The sequence below is a fragment of the Nostoc sp. DSM 114159 genome, assembly GCF_053470285.1.
Map to the genome: position 1 here is coordinate 6,058,253 of NZ_JBPFEH010000001.1, position 15,965 is coordinate 6,074,217.

The 15,965-nt window shown below is 44.2% G+C and carries 13 protein-coding genes and 31 tRNA genes; 41 read left to right on the forward strand and 3 right to left on the reverse strand.

Going from position 1 to position 15,965, the window contains the following annotated elements; translation table 11 throughout:
• Window positions 1-167: 167 nt before the first annotated feature.
• Entirely contained in the window at window positions 168-674 is a 507-nt protein-coding gene (locus tag ACR5KR_RS25410) for an HNH endonuclease (protein ID WP_445632024.1), read from the forward strand.
• A 16-nt stretch (window positions 675-690) separates the two neighbouring features.
• Complete coding sequence (locus ACR5KR_RS25415; protein ID WP_448268455.1) at window positions 691-1,080, forward strand: alr0857 family protein; 390 nt, start codon at window positions 691-693, stop codon at window positions 1,078-1,080.
• A gap of 175 nt (window positions 1,081-1,255) precedes the next feature.
• Here the strand turns inward: ACR5KR_RS25415 and ACR5KR_RS25420 are convergent, their stop codons facing one another.
• Window positions 1,256-2,101 carry a polysaccharide deacetylase family protein gene (locus tag ACR5KR_RS25420; protein WP_448268456.1) on the reverse strand — a complete coding sequence of 282 codons (846 nt, stop codon included), beginning with the start codon at window positions 2,099-2,101 and terminating at the stop codon, window positions 1,256-1,258.
• Between the two features lie 195 nt (window positions 2,102-2,296).
• Between ACR5KR_RS25420 and ACR5KR_RS25425 the strand changes: the two genes are divergently transcribed.
• The 31 genes from ACR5KR_RS25425 (at window position 2,297) to ACR5KR_RS25575 (ending at window position 5,307) form a co-directional block, all read left to right on the forward strand.
• Window positions 2,297-2,491, forward strand: coding sequence for a hypothetical protein (locus ACR5KR_RS25425; RefSeq protein WP_448268457.1), 195 nt, complete (start codon window positions 2,297-2,299; stop codon window positions 2,489-2,491).
• 110 nt (window positions 2,492-2,601) lie between these two features.
• Window positions 2,602-2,675 (forward strand) — tRNA-Asp (locus ACR5KR_RS25430).
• Window positions 2,676-2,679: 4 nt separating this feature from the next.
• Window positions 2,680-2,756 (forward strand) — tRNA-Glu (locus ACR5KR_RS25435).
• A 3-nt stretch (window positions 2,757-2,759) separates the two neighbouring features.
• Window positions 2,760-2,832 (forward strand) — tRNA-Cys (locus ACR5KR_RS25440).
• Window positions 2,833-2,836: 4 nt separating this feature from the next.
• Window positions 2,837-2,912 (forward strand) — tRNA-Met (locus ACR5KR_RS25445).
• A 3-nt stretch (window positions 2,913-2,915) separates the two neighbouring features.
• A tRNA-Trp gene (locus ACR5KR_RS25450) sits at window positions 2,916-2,987 on the forward strand.
• A gap of 9 nt (window positions 2,988-2,996) precedes the next feature.
• Window positions 2,997-3,068: transfer RNA gene (locus ACR5KR_RS25455), tRNA-Glu, on the forward strand.
• Between the two features lie 7 nt (window positions 3,069-3,075).
• Window positions 3,076-3,158 (forward strand) — tRNA-Tyr (locus ACR5KR_RS25460).
• Between the two features lie 4 nt (window positions 3,159-3,162).
• A tRNA-Ser gene (locus ACR5KR_RS25465) sits at window positions 3,163-3,252 on the forward strand.
• Window positions 3,253-3,256: 4 nt separating this feature from the next.
• Window positions 3,257-3,331, forward strand: a tRNA-Arg gene (locus ACR5KR_RS25470).
• 81 nt (window positions 3,332-3,412) lie between these two features.
• Window positions 3,413-3,487: transfer RNA gene (locus ACR5KR_RS25475), tRNA-Phe, on the forward strand.
• A 6-nt stretch (window positions 3,488-3,493) separates the two neighbouring features.
• Window positions 3,494-3,568: transfer RNA gene (locus ACR5KR_RS25480), tRNA-Asn, on the forward strand.
• 5 nt (window positions 3,569-3,573) lie between these two features.
• Window positions 3,574-3,646, forward strand: a tRNA-Gln gene (locus ACR5KR_RS25485).
• Window positions 3,647-3,649: 3 nt separating this feature from the next.
• Window positions 3,650-3,722 (forward strand) — tRNA-Gln (locus tag ACR5KR_RS25490).
• 8 nt (window positions 3,723-3,730) lie between these two features.
• A tRNA-Leu gene (locus ACR5KR_RS25495) sits at window positions 3,731-3,807 on the forward strand.
• A gap of 6 nt (window positions 3,808-3,813) precedes the next feature.
• Window positions 3,814-3,891, forward strand: a tRNA-Leu gene (locus ACR5KR_RS25500).
• A 1-nt stretch (window position 3,892) separates the two neighbouring features.
• A tRNA-Pro gene (locus ACR5KR_RS25505) sits at window positions 3,893-3,965 on the forward strand.
• A gap of 3 nt (window positions 3,966-3,968) precedes the next feature.
• Window positions 3,969-4,042: transfer RNA gene (locus ACR5KR_RS25510), tRNA-Leu, on the forward strand.
• A 4-nt stretch (window positions 4,043-4,046) separates the two neighbouring features.
• A tRNA-Leu gene (locus ACR5KR_RS25515) sits at window positions 4,047-4,123 on the forward strand.
• A 6-nt stretch (window positions 4,124-4,129) separates the two neighbouring features.
• Window positions 4,130-4,202, forward strand: a tRNA-Pro gene (locus ACR5KR_RS25520).
• 4 nt (window positions 4,203-4,206) lie between these two features.
• Window positions 4,207-4,279 (forward strand) — tRNA-Leu (locus ACR5KR_RS25525).
• A gap of 10 nt (window positions 4,280-4,289) precedes the next feature.
• Window positions 4,290-4,366 (forward strand) — tRNA-Met (locus ACR5KR_RS25530).
• Window positions 4,367-4,374: 8 nt separating this feature from the next.
• Window positions 4,375-4,450: transfer RNA gene (locus tag ACR5KR_RS25535), tRNA-Thr, on the forward strand.
• A 4-nt stretch (window positions 4,451-4,454) separates the two neighbouring features.
• Window positions 4,455-4,525 (forward strand) — tRNA-Gly (locus tag ACR5KR_RS25540).
• 10 nt (window positions 4,526-4,535) lie between these two features.
• A tRNA-Gly gene (locus ACR5KR_RS25545) sits at window positions 4,536-4,607 on the forward strand.
• 5 nt (window positions 4,608-4,612) lie between these two features.
• Window positions 4,613-4,688: transfer RNA gene (locus ACR5KR_RS25550), tRNA-Val, on the forward strand.
• A gap of 6 nt (window positions 4,689-4,694) precedes the next feature.
• Window positions 4,695-4,768 (forward strand) — tRNA-Arg (locus tag ACR5KR_RS25555).
• A gap of 84 nt (window positions 4,769-4,852) precedes the next feature.
• A tRNA-Ala gene (locus ACR5KR_RS25560) sits at window positions 4,853-4,926 on the forward strand.
• 9 nt (window positions 4,927-4,935) lie between these two features.
• A tRNA-His gene (locus ACR5KR_RS25565) sits at window positions 4,936-5,009 on the forward strand.
• 7 nt (window positions 5,010-5,016) lie between these two features.
• Window positions 5,017-5,099 (forward strand) — tRNA-OTHER (locus ACR5KR_RS25570).
• A 137-nt stretch (window positions 5,100-5,236) separates the two neighbouring features.
• Window positions 5,237-5,307 (forward strand) — tRNA-Lys (locus ACR5KR_RS25575).
• A gap of 117 nt (window positions 5,308-5,424) precedes the next feature.
• Here the strand turns inward: ACR5KR_RS25575 and ACR5KR_RS25580 are convergent.
• Window positions 5,425-6,513: a glycoside hydrolase family 3 N-terminal domain-containing protein gene (locus ACR5KR_RS25580; RefSeq protein WP_448268458.1), complete on the reverse strand. Its 1,089-nt coding sequence runs from the start codon at window positions 6,511-6,513 to the stop codon at window positions 5,425-5,427.
• A 438-nt stretch (window positions 6,514-6,951) separates the two neighbouring features.
• Here ACR5KR_RS25580 and pds point away from each other — a divergent pair, with 438 nt between their 5' ends.
• The 4 genes from pds to ACR5KR_RS25600 all read left to right on the forward strand — a co-directional run bounded on the left by pds (window position 6,952) and on the right by ACR5KR_RS25600 (window position 11,042).
• Window positions 6,952-8,391, forward strand: coding sequence for a 15-cis-phytoene desaturase (gene pds / locus ACR5KR_RS25585; RefSeq protein WP_448268459.1), 1,440 nt, complete (start codon window positions 6,952-6,954; stop codon window positions 8,389-8,391).
• Entirely contained in the window at window positions 8,375-9,307 is a 933-nt protein-coding gene (crtB, locus tag ACR5KR_RS25590) for a 15-cis-phytoene synthase CrtB (RefSeq protein WP_448268460.1), read from the forward strand. Before pds ends, crtB begins: the two co-directional genes overlap by 17 nt.
• Window positions 9,308-9,434: 127 nt before the next feature.
• Window positions 9,435-9,526: transfer RNA gene (locus tag ACR5KR_RS25595), tRNA-Ser, on the forward strand.
• 193 nt (window positions 9,527-9,719) lie between these two features.
• Window positions 9,720-11,042 (forward strand): ABC transporter substrate-binding protein, encoded by a 1,323-nt coding sequence (locus ACR5KR_RS25600; protein WP_445629930.1) that lies wholly within the window; start codon window positions 9,720-9,722, stop codon window positions 11,040-11,042.
• 132 nt (window positions 11,043-11,174) lie between these two features.
• On the opposite strand, the gene ACR5KR_RS25605 is transcribed toward ACR5KR_RS25600, so the two are convergent.
• On the reverse strand, window positions 11,175-11,996 hold the full coding sequence (locus ACR5KR_RS25605; RefSeq protein WP_448268462.1) for a hypothetical protein: 822 nt from the start codon (window positions 11,994-11,996) through the stop codon (window positions 11,175-11,177).
• Window positions 11,997-12,539: 543 nt separating this feature from the next.
• On the opposite strand from ACR5KR_RS25605, the gene ACR5KR_RS25610 reads away from it, so the two are divergent.
• The 4 genes from ACR5KR_RS25610 (at window position 12,540) to ACR5KR_RS25625 (ending at window position 15,946) form a co-directional block, all read left to right on the forward strand.
• Complete coding sequence (locus ACR5KR_RS25610; protein ID WP_099102821.1) at window positions 12,540-12,857, forward strand: hypothetical protein; 318 nt, start codon at window positions 12,540-12,542, stop codon at window positions 12,855-12,857.
• 237 nt (window positions 12,858-13,094) lie between these two features.
• Entirely contained in the window at window positions 13,095-14,822 is a 1,728-nt protein-coding gene (locus ACR5KR_RS25615; protein ID WP_448268463.1) for a succinate dehydrogenase/fumarate reductase flavoprotein subunit, read from the forward strand.
• Between the two features lie 206 nt (window positions 14,823-15,028).
• Entirely contained in the window at window positions 15,029-15,718 is a 690-nt protein-coding gene (locus ACR5KR_RS25620; protein ID WP_448268465.1) for a peptidoglycan-binding protein, read from the forward strand.
• A 42-nt stretch (window positions 15,719-15,760) separates the two neighbouring features.
• Complete coding sequence (locus ACR5KR_RS25625) at window positions 15,761-15,946, forward strand: DDE transposase family protein (protein WP_448268466.1); 186 nt, start codon at window positions 15,761-15,763, stop codon at window positions 15,944-15,946.
• The last annotated feature ends 19 nt before the right edge of the window (window positions 15,947-15,965 follow it).

The window sequence follows — 15,965 nt, forward strand, 5'->3', positions numbered from 1 at the left end:
AACTAAATCAAAAAAGCGGGGGGTACAGGCAAACCAATCCTGTACCGATATGAGACCAGAAAATTTTCCGGTCAATTCTAACCCCCGCTTCACCGAAAACTTGAAGCGGGGGTTTTTTTATAAGGAGTTAAGCTGTGACGATATCTTCCATGCGCGGCGCGAACGCAATGCAAGTGTTAGAGCAATCTGTGGTGGTGTTTTCTCAAAATTACTTGCCACTATGTCGGGTCAATATCAAGCGGGCGATTGTGCTGTTAGTAACGAACAAGGCGCAACCGCTGGGTTTTACCACAGAAGGCGGATGGCAAGTTCACTCACCCAATTTGGTAATTGATGTACCAAAACACATTCGCTTGACAATCACTTCTAATGAGCGGATGTGGAAAATTCCGCCAGTTAATCGGCGGGAAGTGTTGCGGCGAGACCATCACAGTTGCCAATATTGCGGTAGTGGCAAACATCTAACGCTAGATCATGTGATGCCGCGTTCTAAAGGCGGTTCTCACACTTGGGATAACGTAGTCACAGCTTGTGAAAGATGTAACTCCCGTAAAGGCGATCGCACTCTGTTTGAAGCTGGTATGCAACTGCGTACCAAACCAAAAGCGCCAATCCACCCCGCGATTTCTTTTGCTGAACAGTTTTGGATAGATATGCAAGCAAACCTGGAATAACAGGAGAGCATAAGGAATGCTGAAATTAACTTACACTGAAAGCAGTTTTGATTTGGAATGTGTCACTTTGTCGCTAGAAGAATGGGTAGGGCAACGAGTGATTTTAGCCCTGCGAGTTGGGCAAAGTTTGTGCATTGAACCGAGTACCGCTTCCTTTTTGCTTCCTGTTGATTTGCCAGGAGTAGAAATACTGAGGTCTGAGGTAAAAAGAGATGACAGAGAAATCATTGCTCTGTGTGCGTGCGATGCCGAATATATGGAAGTTACCCTACGGGGTTCTTGGCTATCAGCTAGTTCTAAGGATTCTGTCGGTGTGTTTGTCACCACGATGAGCGATCGCGCTGAGTTCTTTTTGCACAAACTTTGGCAAGAAGCTCAATCTTGTGCGTCTGTCATGAGTGAATAAACGAAATAGTCGGGTGACTCAATTTTGGATTTTGGATTTTAGATTTGTTCTCACGTTGAAATTCGGGGGTAACTCTTGGAGACGCTGCGAGAACAAACATTTTGGGATTTTGGATTGAGTAATCCAAAATCCCAAATTTAAAATCTAAAATCAGGTGAGGAGAATATCTCACCCTTTATTGCGCCATTTTGAGTAGTTCAGGGATTGTCACAAATCGGTAGCCTTGCTGTTTGAGTCCGTTGATGATTTGTGGCAAAGCTTCTACAGTTCTGTGGCGATCGCCACCACCATCATGCATTAAAACAATGAAACCAGGTTTCGCGCCTTTCAAGACATTATTTACAAATGCCTGCGGTTTGGCGTGAGGATCGGTATCAGCTGAAGTTAGCGACCACATAATTACAGCATCTTTCCGGCTTTTGGCGTAAGCGGCTAGTCCGTTATTTAAAAAGCCTCCAGGAGGACGAAACAGAGAAGTTTTGACTCCTGTAATTTTGTATGTCAGATCGGCTGTGCGATCGATTTCACTCTTGGCTGTGGCTTCATCCATTCGCCGATACCAATGATGCCAAGTATGGTTGCCAATGGCGTGTCCCTCGGCTACTTCACGCTTGGCTAAGTCTGGATTTGCTTCTAAAGCTTGTCCTACCCAAAAGAATGTTGCTTTAACATCATTTTGCTTCAAGATATCCAGCATTTCTAGGGTTGTTTTTGGCCAGGGCCCATCATCAATGCTGAGAGCAATAACCTTTTCGTTGTTATTGGGTTGTACCTTATAAACTGTTTTTCCCTGAAATTTATCTGGGACTGTAAAGGTAGGGTTTTCTACTTTGACTGATGGCGGTAGATGGGCATTAATTTGGCCCTTTGCTGGATCTTGAAGTGCAGTATGGATTTTGCTTATTGGCTGGTTCAATCCCGATTGTGGGGAGATACCTGGAGCAATACTACAAGCTGTAATACTAGAGGCGATCGCGACAATACTAATTATCTGTTGTCGCTTGAGGTAGTTGTCTGTCACGTCAGGCTTTTAAAGATTCACCCAATCATAAACTGTAGTTTGATTTTTCAGAGAGTTTAGCAAGCTCAAATATAAGTGCAGCAGCTTTTATAGACAATTTCAAAAAAACTTTCTAAAACCCCTTGACACCTTTTGTAGTATTTTGTAGTATATTTGTAGTGAGGCGAAAGACAAAGCTTCTCAAGAGTCAAATTTATGTTCTACATCCAACTAAAGGACAGGCGTTGGAATAAACCAGAGTCCCCAGTCAACAAAACTGCTCCTACTTGCAAACCATCGGTAGTAGAGGCAATAAACGAAAAAAGTTCTAAGTTTGCACTCATCAAAACCACTGAATACATCCGTAATACACAACAGGTTTACTACCTAGAATTTCGGTTGTTTTCCTAACAGTTAAAAGTCAATTATCTGAACCTTGAAAACTAAATAAGAAATGGGCAAGTTCACCAACAAAATCTGTGCCTAAAAACCTAAAATTTTAGGCACAGATTCTCAAAAATCGGGGTGTAGCTCAACTGGCTAGAGCGTTCCGTTGTCTGCGGAAATGTTGCGGGTTCGAGTCCCGTCACCCTGGTTGCAGTCCTGTAGGCGAATAGTTTAAGCCGTCAGTTTCTCAAGCTGAAGATTGCGAGTGCGAATCTCGTCGGGACTCCCAAATGGTCAGGTAGCCAAGTTGGTAAGGCGTTGGTCTGCAAAACCGATTAGCGCGGGTTCAAATCCCGCCTTGACCTCTGTCGCAGCGTAGCTTAATCAGCAAAGCCCCAGGTTCATACCCTGGTATATGCGGGTGCAAATCCCGCTGCTGCCACCAAATGCAGGGATGGTGTAACGGCAACACCTCGTGACTCCAAATCCGATGTTCTGGGTTCAAATCCTAGTCCCTGCGTCAATCATGCCCCTGTGGACGAATGGTTAAGTCGCTGTTCTTTCAAAGCAGAAATTGCGGGTTCAAGTCCCGTCAGGGGAATCATTTTGGGTCGGTGGCCGAGTCTGGTTGAAGGCGACAGTCTGTAAAACTGTTCTTTTTTGCACGCAGGTTCAAATCCTGCTCGACCCACTGTGGAGAGGTGGCTGAGTGGCTGAAAGCGTCCTCCTGCTAAGAGGAAACGGGTAGTTAATATCCGTCGCAGGTTCAAATCCTGTTCTCTCCGTTTTGAGAGTGTGGTGTAACTGGATAACATCTCAGTCTACGAAACTGAAGACGTGAGGGTTCAAATCCCTCCACTCTCGTTACATGGGAGAGATGATGGAGTGGCTGATTCGAGTTGAATTAAACCAGTCCACTGGGTAAAACCCATCTCTCCTCCTTATCCCCCGGTAGCTCAGTTGGTAGTTAGCGCCTGTCTGAAGAACAGGAGGTCGTCGGTTCGATTCCGACCTGGGGGGCTTCGTTGCCTCATAGCTCAATGGTAGAGCAAGCGGCTGTTAACCGCGCGGTTGTAGGTTCGAGTCCTACTGAGGCAGCCATTCATTGCCGGGTGGACGAATTGGTAAGTCGCATCGCTCTGAACGATGAGGTTGCAGGTTCAAACCCTGCCCTGGCAATAAAGCCCTGTGGTGTAATTGGCAACATAGCGCCCTTTGAAGGCGAAGATTCCAGGTTCGACCCCTGGTGGGGCTGTCAAACTTGCTCTTGTAGCCCAACTGGAAGAGGCTGCCGTCTCAAAAACGGTATGTTGTGGGTTCAATTCCCACCAAGAGTACCAAAACTTGCTCCTGTAGCCCAATTGGAAGAGGTGGCAGACTTAAAATCTGTTTAGTTGTGGGTTCGACTCCCACCAGGAGTACCAACGGGATGTAATTCAGTGGCCAGAAGCCATGCTTTGGGAGCATGGAGTCGCAGGTTCAAATCCTGCCATCCCGATATACCCCTGTGACGGAACTGGTATACGTGCTGGAATCAGAGTCCAGATTTTGCAGGTTCAAATCCTGTCAGGGGTACTAAGCTCTCGTGGCGGAACGGAAGACGCACTAGACCGAGGATCTAGTTTTTTGCAGGTTCAAATCCTGTCGGGAGTACCAAAATATCTGGGTGTGGCGCAGTTGGGAGCGCGGGAGTTTCGGGAACTCCAGGTCGTAGGTTCAATCCCTACCACTCAGACTTTGCCCTTGTAGCCCAACGGAAGAGGCGCTTCGCTTAGAACGAAGAGGTTGCTGGTTCAAATCCAGCCAGGGGTATTGGTGAATATGCGGGGATGGAGCAACGGTGGCTCATCAGGCTCATAACCTGAACATCGGCAGGTTCGACTCCTGCCCCCGTCACCAAAAATAGTGCTGGTGTAGCTCAATTGGCAGAGCAACTGACTTGTAATCAGTAGGTTGCAGGTTCAATTCCTGTTACCAGCTCCAGAATGCGGATATGGTGTAACGGTAGCATCTGAGTCTTCCAAACTCTAGGCACGAGTTCAAGTCTCGTTATCCGCTTTAAAAATTTGCGGGTGTGATGTAATCGGTAGCATCTGAGTACGCCATACTCAGTGCGTGGGTTCAAGTCCCTCCACTCGCTTGCGTAGTCCTGTAGCTTCAACGGTAGAGCAAGTGCCTTACAAGCAAGAGGTTGCAGGTTCAAATCCTGCCAGGACTACCAAATGTTGGGAGTGTAGCTCAATGGAATAGAGCTTCGAGCTTCTACCTCGAAAGTTGTGGGTTCGAGTCCTACCACTCCCGCCTTAACGAGTCAAAAGTCAAAAGAATGAATTTAATATTTTTCTTTCTTTTTAGTTTTTACTTTGCTCTTTTTACTTATTTGATGGGGTCATAGCTCAAATGGCTAGAGCGCCTGCCTTGCAAGCAGGAGGTTATGGGTTCAATTCCCATTGATTCCACTGATGATGGTGTCTGAAGCCAAAGTGGTCGAGGCGCTGGTTTGTGGAACCAGTCATAGCGGGTTCAAGCCCCGTCAGGCACCCCTGAATGGAAGATGCCGCTGAATGGACGGCAACTGGTCTTGAAAACCAGGGTATGGGCAACTGTAGGGGTTCGATTCCTCCATCTTCCACCTATCCACCTGGAGCCGAAAAGCGAGGCGCTGTGCTGATAACACAGAAATAGGAGGGGCAGTACCTCCCTGGTGGATTTATATCTAAATGTTGGTATTACAAATCGCACCAACTCATTTCTTATTTAAATTAACTAGGGTGGTTGGCATACCGGCTGTGCAGCGGGCTTTTAACCCGCAGAAATAGGTTCGACCCCTATACCACCCACTAAACAATTCAAAATTCAAGTTGCGCTTCTAGCGCACCAAAGGTGCGACTCAAAATTCAAAATTACGGAATGCCATTCTAGCTATTAGCTAATATGCAACTTGAATGCGCGTTGGGTTATGAATAGGAACTAGCGATCGCTAGTTGAGCATGTTGCAATAATACATCTTTATCCAAAGCATGTATAGGATATTGCGGTGTTACTGCCAGTAGTTTCTCTATTCTTTCTCTAGCTGCTTCTACGACTGCTTCATCTAAGCTACCGTTACTGAGCGAATCAGCAAAATCTTCAGCAATCCGATAAGTTCTTTCAATAGATGATGAATTAATATTACGAGACACAATAAACAAGTCGCAGCCTGCATTAAATGACCGCGCTACAGTACCAGCCTTCATAAACATATCTGAAATCGCTTTCATATCCAAATCATCAGATACAACTACTCCCTCAAAGCCAAGTTCGTCTCTAAGTATGGTTTTGAGGATAGTCTGAGAAAGCGTTCCTGGCACATCAGGATCTATTTTGGGAAATAAGATATGGACAGTCATAATCAAAGGAATCTGTACTTCGATTAAAGCTCTGAAGGGTATAAGTTCTCGAAGTCGCAGGTCTTCTAGAGTTAAATTCAGTATTGGTAGCTCAATGTGAGAGTCCTTGCTGGTGTCTCCATGTCCGGGAAAGTGTTTAGCACATCCCAAAATTCCTGAATCTCGAAGTCCAAGGTAATAGTCACGGGCACCTTGAGTGGCAGTTTCGGGAGTGTTACCAAAGGCGCGCGGCCCAATCACAGGGTTATCGGGATGGGAAAAAATATCTGCTACAGGTGCCCAAGATAAATTGATTCCCAATGATTTGAGTTCTACTGCTGTGGCTTTTGCTACTTCGTAAGCGTGCGATCGCAGCAAATAAGCGTGAGGAAAGCGGGTAATTGGCAGTGGTGTACGAATTACACGCCCTCCTTCATGATCGAGAGTGAGGAACATGGAATCACGTTCAGTATATTCTCGTATCTGCCTGTTTAAATCCTTGAAGCTTTCCAGCCAAAGCTGATACGGGGTGCCATCCAAAAAGTTCTTAGCGAAAAAAATAGCCCCGATCGGTTTTAATTCATTGAGTGCGCGTTTATCGTCATCGCTTAATGTAGTGCCGGAAATACCTAAAATTAAGTGATGTCCAAAGCGCTTTAGCTCCTGCGATACACCCATAATCTTTTACCTATTAAGTTGTGCGGTAAACAACTTGGTTGTTCAACCTAGAGGACATAAACATTTATCCTACACCCTTATAGGGAGAGGAAAGTTTTCTTTTAAGTAATGCCCCAGATATTTTCTGAGAGCAAATACACAAATTAGCCAAGAAATCAACTACTTTAAGACAACTTTTAAAATTAGCTATTTTCAGTCAAAGGAAATACTTTTGTTTCCCGAAATCACTTGCATGTAAATATAGATAAAGTGCGTGCCGCAAAGCTATTGCCAACAATGGTATTGGCAATTTGTTTGGGCAGGTGCGCGTAGGTAAAATTCCCTTTGGCAAAAGTTTTTTGGGGAAGCGATCGCACAACAACTGCCAAATGTAACGGATTGCAACGTATAATGAAAACGATAAAACGGTTAAGAAATATTGAAGAGCAGTAGGGTTACATGCGAGTAGCGATCGCGGGAGCGGGACTAGCAGGACTTTCCTGCGCGAAATATCTTACAGATGCAGGTCACACACCCATTGTCTTGGAACGTCGAGACGTTCTAGGCGGTAAAGTGGCCGCGTGGAAAGATGCTGATGGAGACTGGTACGAAACAGGTCTGCACATCTTTTTTGGCGCATATCCCAATATGTTGCAGTTATTCAAAGAACTAGACATTGAAGATCGATTGCAGTGGAAAGAACACACAATGATCTTCAACCAGCCAGATGCACCAGGTACTTACAGTCGCTTTGATTTCCCAGATTTGCCAGCACCAATTAATGGTATAGTGGCAATTCTGCGAAACAACGACATGCTGACATGGCCAGAAAAAATCCGCTTTGGCATCGGATTATTGCCGGCCATGATTCAGGGGCAAAAGTACGTTGAAGAAATGGACAAATATTCCTGGACAGATTGGCTGCGTAAACACAAAATTCCAGAACGGGTCAATAAAGAAGTTTTTATTGCCATGGCCAAGTCGCTGAATTTCATCGGGCCAGATGAAATTTCAGCAACCATTCTTTTAACTGCCCTCAATCGTTTCCTCCAAGAAAAAAAAGGCTCGAAAATGGCCTTTCTGGATGGCTCGCCAACAGAACGATTGTGTCAGCCGATAGTAGATTACATCACCGAACGCGGTGGAGAAGTCCGGTTGAATGCCCCTTTAAAAGAGATTTTGCTAAACGCCGATGGTAGCGTCAAAGGATACTTGATGCGGGGGTTGAATGGAAACGAAGATGAAGTTTTCACAGCGGATTTGTATGTATCGGCTATACCAGTTGATCCTCTGAAGGTGATTTTGCCAGCACTTTGGAAAGAAATGGAGTTTTTCCAAAAGCTAGACGGGTTGGAGGGCGTACCTGTAATTAACGTGCATTTGTGGTTCGATCGTAAACTTACGCAAATTGATCACTTGCTATTCTCGCGATCGCCCCTCCTAAGCGTTTATGCTGATATGAGCAATACCTGCCGTGAATACGCCAACCCCGATCGCTCGATGCTGGAATTAGTTCTAGCCCCGGCAAAAGATTGGATTGCCAAATCCGATGAGGAGATTGTGGCTGCAACTATTGCCGAGTTAGAAAAACTCTTCCCCGACCACTTTGGGGGAGACAATCCAGCAACATTGCTGAAATCTCATGTGGTGAAAACGCCCCGTTCAGTTTACAAAGCGACCCCTGGTCGTCAACAGTACCGTCCCTCGCAAACAACTCCCATTAGTAATTTCTATCTTAGCGGGGATTACACCATGCAACGCTACTTAGCCAGTATGGAAGGTGCCGTACTTTCTGGTAAGCTGACAGCGCAGGCGATTTCTGAGGCCCTCCCGGTAGCAAATTCCTCAAACCTGCAAACGCTCACCCGACCGCCCGCAACGAATGCTGCAACTGCCTGATTCCCCGCCGCGCATGAAAACGCTGGTCTCTGTAGACGAGTCATACAAACTTTGTCGGCATCTCACAGCAAAGTATGCCAAGACCTTTTACCTGGGTACTTTGCTGATGAGTCCGGTAAAACGTCAATCTATTTGGTCAATATACGCTTGGTGTCGCCGTACAGATGAATTGGTGGATGGTCCCGCATCTGCTATTACCACGCCAGAAACCCTAGACCTATGGGAACAGCAGCTGGAATCGATTTTTGCGGGGCGTCCATTAGAAAATTACGATGTAGCTTTAGTTGATACCCTCCAGCGCTTTCCGATGGACATTCAACCATTTCGGGATATGATTGCCGGTCAGCGCATGGACTTATATCGCAGTCGTTATGAAACCTTTGAGGATTTATACCTCTACTGTTACCGCGTTGCTGGCACTGTTGGCTTAATGTCAACATCCGTTATGGGTGTGGATAACACCATATATGCAGCACCGTGGCAACAGAACAAACAACCTTATGTTCCCATAGAAGAAGCGATCGCTCTCGGAATTGCCAATCAACTCACCAACATCTTGCGGGATGTGGGAGAAGATGCCAAACGGGGACGGATCTACATTCCCCTGGAAGACTTGGCAAAATTTAACTATACCGAGCAAGACTTCTTCAAAGGTGTGGTAGACGATCGTTGGCGGGCATTGATGCGCTTTCAAATTGACCGCGCCCGCCAATTTTACACCACATCCGACCAGGGAATTACCTATTTAGCATCCGATGCCCGTTGGCCTGTATGGGCAGCATCAATGCTGTACGGTCAAATTTTGGAGGCGATTGAACGCAACGATTACGATGTATTCAGTCAGCGGGCTTTCGTTCCCCAGTGGAAAAAGTTACGCAGCTTGCCCATAGCTTGGATGCGATCGCAAGTCCTTTAAAAAATTAGTCATTTGTCCCTACTCCTTAATCCTTAGTGTTTTACAAATGACTAATGACTAATGACCAATGACAAATGACTATTGACTCTTAATGGCAAGTCTGGTAACATTGATATTCGTGAGTCATGGAGAGGTGGCTGAGTGGTCGAAAGCGGCAGATTGCTAATCTGTTGTACGGCAGGCAACTCCGTACCGAGGGTTCGAATCCCTCCCTCTCCGTTTTTCAAGTTTTGATACACGGAATAAACTCCGTGTTTAAAAATAAATACCAATCCAGACGTAAACACTTCTACTCCCAAAGATGGATGATATGATTTATGCTTTGGAGTCTTGCTAAGATCCAGCTAGTTAGAAACCTAGTTTGACTCTTAAGTTTTAGGCTTCCTAGATATCTGAGGAGTATAAGCAATTTATGAAAAAATTTAGTGCCGCCTTAACTTTAAGTATAGCTACCCTAGCAACTGGGTTTCTAGTTGGAGCTTGTGGTGATAGCAGTACGCCCAATGGCACAGCTAACAACGCAACTACCGCTACCACAGCAGCAAACTCAACTACTACAAGCAGTGCTAAAGGGCTAAAAATTGGTTCTCTGTTACCGACGACAGGCGACTTGGCTTCTGTAGGACAGCAAATGCTAGGTTCCATCCCTTTACTGGTCGATACGGTCAACGCTTGCGGTGGGGTAAATGGCGAACCTGTTACTTTGGTGCAAGTAGATGACCAAACCGACCCGAAAGCTGGAGCTGCCGGTATGACCAAACTAGCAACTTTAGATAAAGTAGCAGGTGTAGTTGGTTCCTTTGCCAGTAGCGTTTCTAGTGCAGCAGTCTCCATTGCCACACCGAATAAAGTCATGCTGGTTTCCCCTGGTAGTACCAGTACCGTGTTTACCGAAAAGGCACAAAAAGGCGACTTTAAAGGCTTTTGGGCGCGTACTGCTCCCCCCGATACCTATCAAGCACTAGCCTTAGCCCAACTTGCTAACAAAAAAGGTTTCAAGCGAGTTTCTACAGTCGTGATTAATAACGATTATGGCGTAGGCTTTGAAAAAGCATTTGTGCAAACTTTTGAAAAATTGGGTGGAACTATAGTTAATAAAGATAAGCCTGTCCGCTACGACCCGAAAGCCCAGACATTTGATACAGAAGCGTCTGCTGCTTTTGCTGGGAAGCCAGATGCAGTCTTGGCTGTAATGTATGCGGAAACTGGTAGTCTGTTCCTGAAAGCCGCTTATCAACAAGGTGTGGCCAAGGGAGTACAGATTCTGCTGACAGATGGGGTAAAATCACCTACTTTTCCCGAACAAGTTGGCAAAGGCGGTGATGGTAAATATATTTTAACAGGAGCGATCGGTACAGTACCGGGTTCCGATGGTAAAGCATTAGAAGCTTTCAACAAGCTGTGGAAGGATAAAAAAGGTGGTGCGCCAGGGGAATACGCTCCTCAAGCTTGGGATGCAGCTGCTTTATTAACATTAGCGGCGCAAGCTGCTAAGGAAAATACAGGCGTTGGTATAGCCAGCAAAATCCGGGAAGTTGCTGATGGCCCTGGCACAGAAGTTACTGATGTCTGCGAGGGATTGAAGTTACTTAAAGATGGTAAAAAGATTAACTACCAAGGAGCTAGCGGCAACGTAGATGTTGATGCTAACGGCGATGTCGTCGGTGTATACGATGTTTGGACAGTAGGAGACGATGGCACAATCAAGGTGATTGACAAAGTTACCCCTAAGTAGAAATTAGGAGTGAAGAGTGAAGAGTTATGAATTATGAATTAAGAATTAGGAGTTAGGAGTGAAGAGTTATGAGTTATAAGTGAAACATTACGAACTCTTAACTTCTAACTCATAACTCCTAACTCTTAACTTTTAAAGCCCACTGAAGTTGTAACCAACTCCTAATAACAAGCCCACATCAGTTTGATCGAAGAATCCGGCATTGATAGCAGCTGTTGCCGTAAATTGAGAAGTTAGAGGCACATCTATCCCACCAGACACCAAAAAGGCAAATTGCGAATCATCACCAGTTTTGTAAGCTGCACCCACTCCGACGTAAGGTGCGATCGCTAATGGTTCGCTAAAAGCATCTGCTGGTTTAAAGGTAAAATCGTAGGTGATCGGAAGTAGAACTGTGGTGTTATCTCCAAATACGGCTGAGGGTCGTATTGATATAGAATTTGTCAGTCCGATTTTGCTAACTACCGCAAAGTTACCGTCGCCCAAAGACGTGTCACCACCACTCAAACCAATGTTAGCAGCGACGCCCAGATAGCTACTACCACCATTGGTAGTTCTACCTAAATCAATATCTGATTGCGCCACTTTGGTAGCAGATGGTTGAGCAGGAGTTTGAGAAGTCGGTTGTACAGGTTCAGAGGTTAGCGTTGCAGATGAGGTTGCCACTGTGCCTGGAACAGGTATGGGTGTTACACTGGCGTTTTCTTGTATGGCAGCGTTAGGCGATTGCTCTACCTGAGTTAAATTTGTGACTGCAAAAGTTTCAGTTGTTTCTGTAGAGAGGTTTTGGCTAAACTCTTTGGGAGACGCTATGGTTGCGGAAGGTTCAGTTAATGCCCGATCGCTCAACTTGTTTACTGTCTGGGCGCTTGCAGATAAACCGCTACTCACGAATGCAAGAGTAGCTAAACTTGGCAACCAAAAAACACCTTTACGAAGAAAAATAGTATTCACGTTCACTCCTAAAACAATGTTGCCGCGAAAAACAAAGATTTTGTTGATTTTAGTCAACAAATTCGGGCAATATTCAAAATTTAACATCAAAAAATCGGTTTTTGCATTCTGACCTTACTTGATTTCTCTAGTTAATATTTATTAGCAAAAAATTAAATTTTATAGTAATCCTGAATAACTCGCGAAAAACAAGATATCCAACGACTTTTACAAAATCGTGGATTTGTGGGTGGCAATTTTCACAAATTAAATAGAATTGATATATTTATTTGAAATATCCTGAATTTGGTAGATGACAAATAGTCTCTTTGCTTAAAATTAAGATAGTGTTTGTTAAGGAGGCGATGCCTACGGCGGGCTGCGCCAACGCGATTGCCATCTATTCCATGAACGAAAGAAGTTTATTAGTATAACTGCTTTGTTGCCAAAGGTAGTTAGATTGTGAAGTGATATTACAAAGCTTTCAAAAATATTTAGAAATTGCCTACAAGGCAAACATAGTTCTAACGTAGAACCTATTAGGAGAGACTTGAGGCAAATGTGATGAGCGAAAATAATATTCAAAAGTACCGGTTTGTCTGTACCCTGACTTTCGGTGATATCTACGGTCAAATAATTGTTTGGTTGATTACAATTACCCTAAGTTTGGCATCAGCCTTGGCGTTGATGGGTGCCAAGCGACCCGTGTACGCTTTAGCAACAGCGGGTCTCGTTGTTCTGCTATCGCTACCTTTCTTGTTGTTCGCGTTTGTCACTACCTTGTTAAATCATATTGAAGTCAGTCCTGTAGGGCCAGGAACCAAAATGGAACCCATACCAGGTAATGTCTCTCAGCAACAACCTGTACAAGCAACTAGCTAAAGAGTTAGGAGTTATGAGTAGAGACGCGATTAATCGCGTCTGTACAAGAGTTATGAGTCACTCTACCTGTGCCATAACTCTTTGTTTTTAACTTTTCACTCCTAATTTCAAAATTTGTTACAACCTCCCTGTATAGAAGCAGGGATTTTTTGTACAGATGTTATTGTTACAACGCACTAGCTGATTAATCACATCTCTACAATAGAACAGCAGTGGTTTGCTATCAGAGGGCTAATTATGCTGGAACACGATGTGATTATTGTCGGGGGCGGATTGGCGGGATGTCGCGCTGCTGTAGAAATTGCCCGCACTGACCCTAGTTTAAATATTGCTGTCGTTGCCAAAACCCACCCAATTCGTTCACACTCGGTGGCAGCTCAAGGTGGTATGGCTGCATCGCTGAAAAATGTTGATTCCGAAGATAGTTGGGAAGCACACGCTTTTGATACTGTCAAGGGTTCTGATTACTTGGCAGACCAAGATGCTGTGGCAATTCTCGCTCAAGAAGCGCCAGATGTGGTAATTGACTTGGAACATCTCGGCGTTTTGTTCTCTCGCTTACCCGATGGGCGCATTGCCCAAAGAGCTTTTGGCGGACATTCTCACAACCGCACTTGCTACGCCGCTGACAAAACCGGTCACGCGATTTTGCACGAATTGGTTAACAATTTGCGGCGTTATGGGGTGCAAGTTTATGAAGAGTGGTACGTGATGCGTCTCATTTTGGAAGAAAATGAGGCGAAGGGTGTGGTTATGTTCCATCTTTTGGATGGACATATAGAGGTGGTGCGGGCTAAGGCGGTGATGTTTGCTACAGGGGGCTATGGTCGCGTTTATAACACTACCTCTAATGATTACGCTTCTTCGGGTGATGGTTTGGCAATGACTGCGATCGCAGGTTTGCCCCTGGAAGATATGGAATTTGTGCAGTTTCATCCCACTGGTTTATATCCGGTAGGCGTGTTGATTTCAGAAGCGGTACGGGGAGAAGGGGCGTATCTAATTAACAGTGAAGGCGATCGCTTTATGGCGAACTATGCCCCCAGTCGCATGGAACTAGCTCCTCGTGATATTACCTCACGAGCGATCGCTTACGAAATTCGCGCTGGACGTGGTATTCATCTCAATGGCAGTGCTGGTGGCCCCTTTGTCTATTTGGATCTGCGCCATCTGGGCAAAGAAAAAATTATGAGTCGCGTTCCCTTCTGCTGGGAAGAAGCCCATCGTTTGGTAGGTGTTGATGCAGTAACTCAACCGATGCCAGTCCGCCCAACAATTCACTATTGTATGGGTGGTATCCCAGTTAATACTGATGGACAAGTCCGTAGCAGTGGTGATGGTTTAGTTGATGCTTTCTTTGCCGCTGGCGAAACATCTTGTGTTTCTGTACATGGGGCGAATCGCTTGGGGAGTAATTCACTGCTGGAGTGTGTAGTTTATGGTAAAAGAACTGGAGCTGCGATCGCCAAATTTGTGCAAAAACGGAAGTTACCTTCTGTAGATGAGCAACGGTATCTAACAGAAGCCCAGCAACAAATTCAAGCTTTGCTAGAACAACCAGGACAGTACCGCATTAACCAAGTCCGTGAAGCTTTTCAGGATTGCATGACTGAGTATTGTGGTGTTTTCCGCACTGAGGCATTAATGACTGAAGGTTTGCAGAAATTAGAAGAAATACAACAAAAATACCCGCAAATTTATTTAGATGACAAAGGTAGTTGCTGGAATACGGAACTCGTTGAAGCTTTAGAATTACGAAGTTTGATGGTAGTAGGGCAGACTATTTTGGCATCAGCTTTAAATCGTCAAGAAAGTCGTGGCGCTCATTTCCGCGAAGATTATTCCCAGCGAGATGATACAAACTTTCTCAAACACACAATGGCTTATTATTCACCAGCCGGAATTGACATTCAATATCGACCGGTGGCGATTACTATGTTTGAGCCAAAAGAGCGGAAGTACTAACTAAAGGTAAATTTATCTGAGAAATCGAGGGGACTACAAAAATTTTGTCCACCTCGATTAAGAAATAGGTTACTTTTGTCATGATTCTATAGAAGTTTCCTTATCCCATCTTTAGATAAAGGGTATATGAGTGAAACAGCTTAAGGTAAAATAATCCTCTTAGTGAAATTCTATGCTTATTTGGCATACCAGGGGGAGATCAAAATATGACTCAAAATTATCGTACTCAAGAAAATATTGCTGAAGAAGCTAAGAGATTAAAGTTCTTTGGGTATTCTTTTTCTATAATATCTTTTTTAGTATTCGTATATGTGCTTTTATTTTCATCTGAAAAAGAACTAAAACAACAGGCAATCTACTGGTTTACTGCTTCTTTTGTAGCAGCAATTATTCCGAATGTTAAGCAATTAAAAATTAAAGATATTGAAGTACAATTACAAGAGATATCACAAAAGATAGAGGAGAATAAAAGTCTTATAGAGCAAACAACTGAGGAATTAAAGGAAAGTTTAATTTTTGGTCTTGAATCAGTAAGAGAGCGTGAAGAATCTTTGCCAGAAGAATATAAGACCAAGAGAGAATCACGATATCAAAAGTACGCAGATAGATTAAAAAAACTTAATTCTGAAGAGAGATTAAAAGAGCAAAAAAAGTCTACCCGCTTTCATTTGAATAAAATATATATGGATATAGCAGATTTGAAGAAAATGCTCCAAAAAATTGGATTCTATAAAGGTGTAATGGATGAAGAGTTTAATGAAGAGTTAGCACAATCAATTAGCGCTTTTCAAGAAAACTATGGAGTAACACCTATTGATGGGACTGCTGGACCTAAGACTTTGAGTAAACTCAGCGAGGTTATAAAACAAAAAAATATGGATTTTGGTGAGAGATAGATTTAGTCTTTCTTCTATAAAAACAAGATTTTTATTTAAAATATGAACAATCCAGAAACTTGGTATATTGTCAAGCGGTCTGCTGGAAACTGTGAAATTATCCCCAGCGAGCAAGTTGGCAACGATAATCTAGAAATTATAGAACAGTGGGGGCCTTTTAGTTCGCAAGAAGAAGCGATCGCTCGACGTGTCGGACTCATTAGGGCTGGGAAGTGCCAACCAGTTTAAGTTAGTAGTTAGAAGTTAA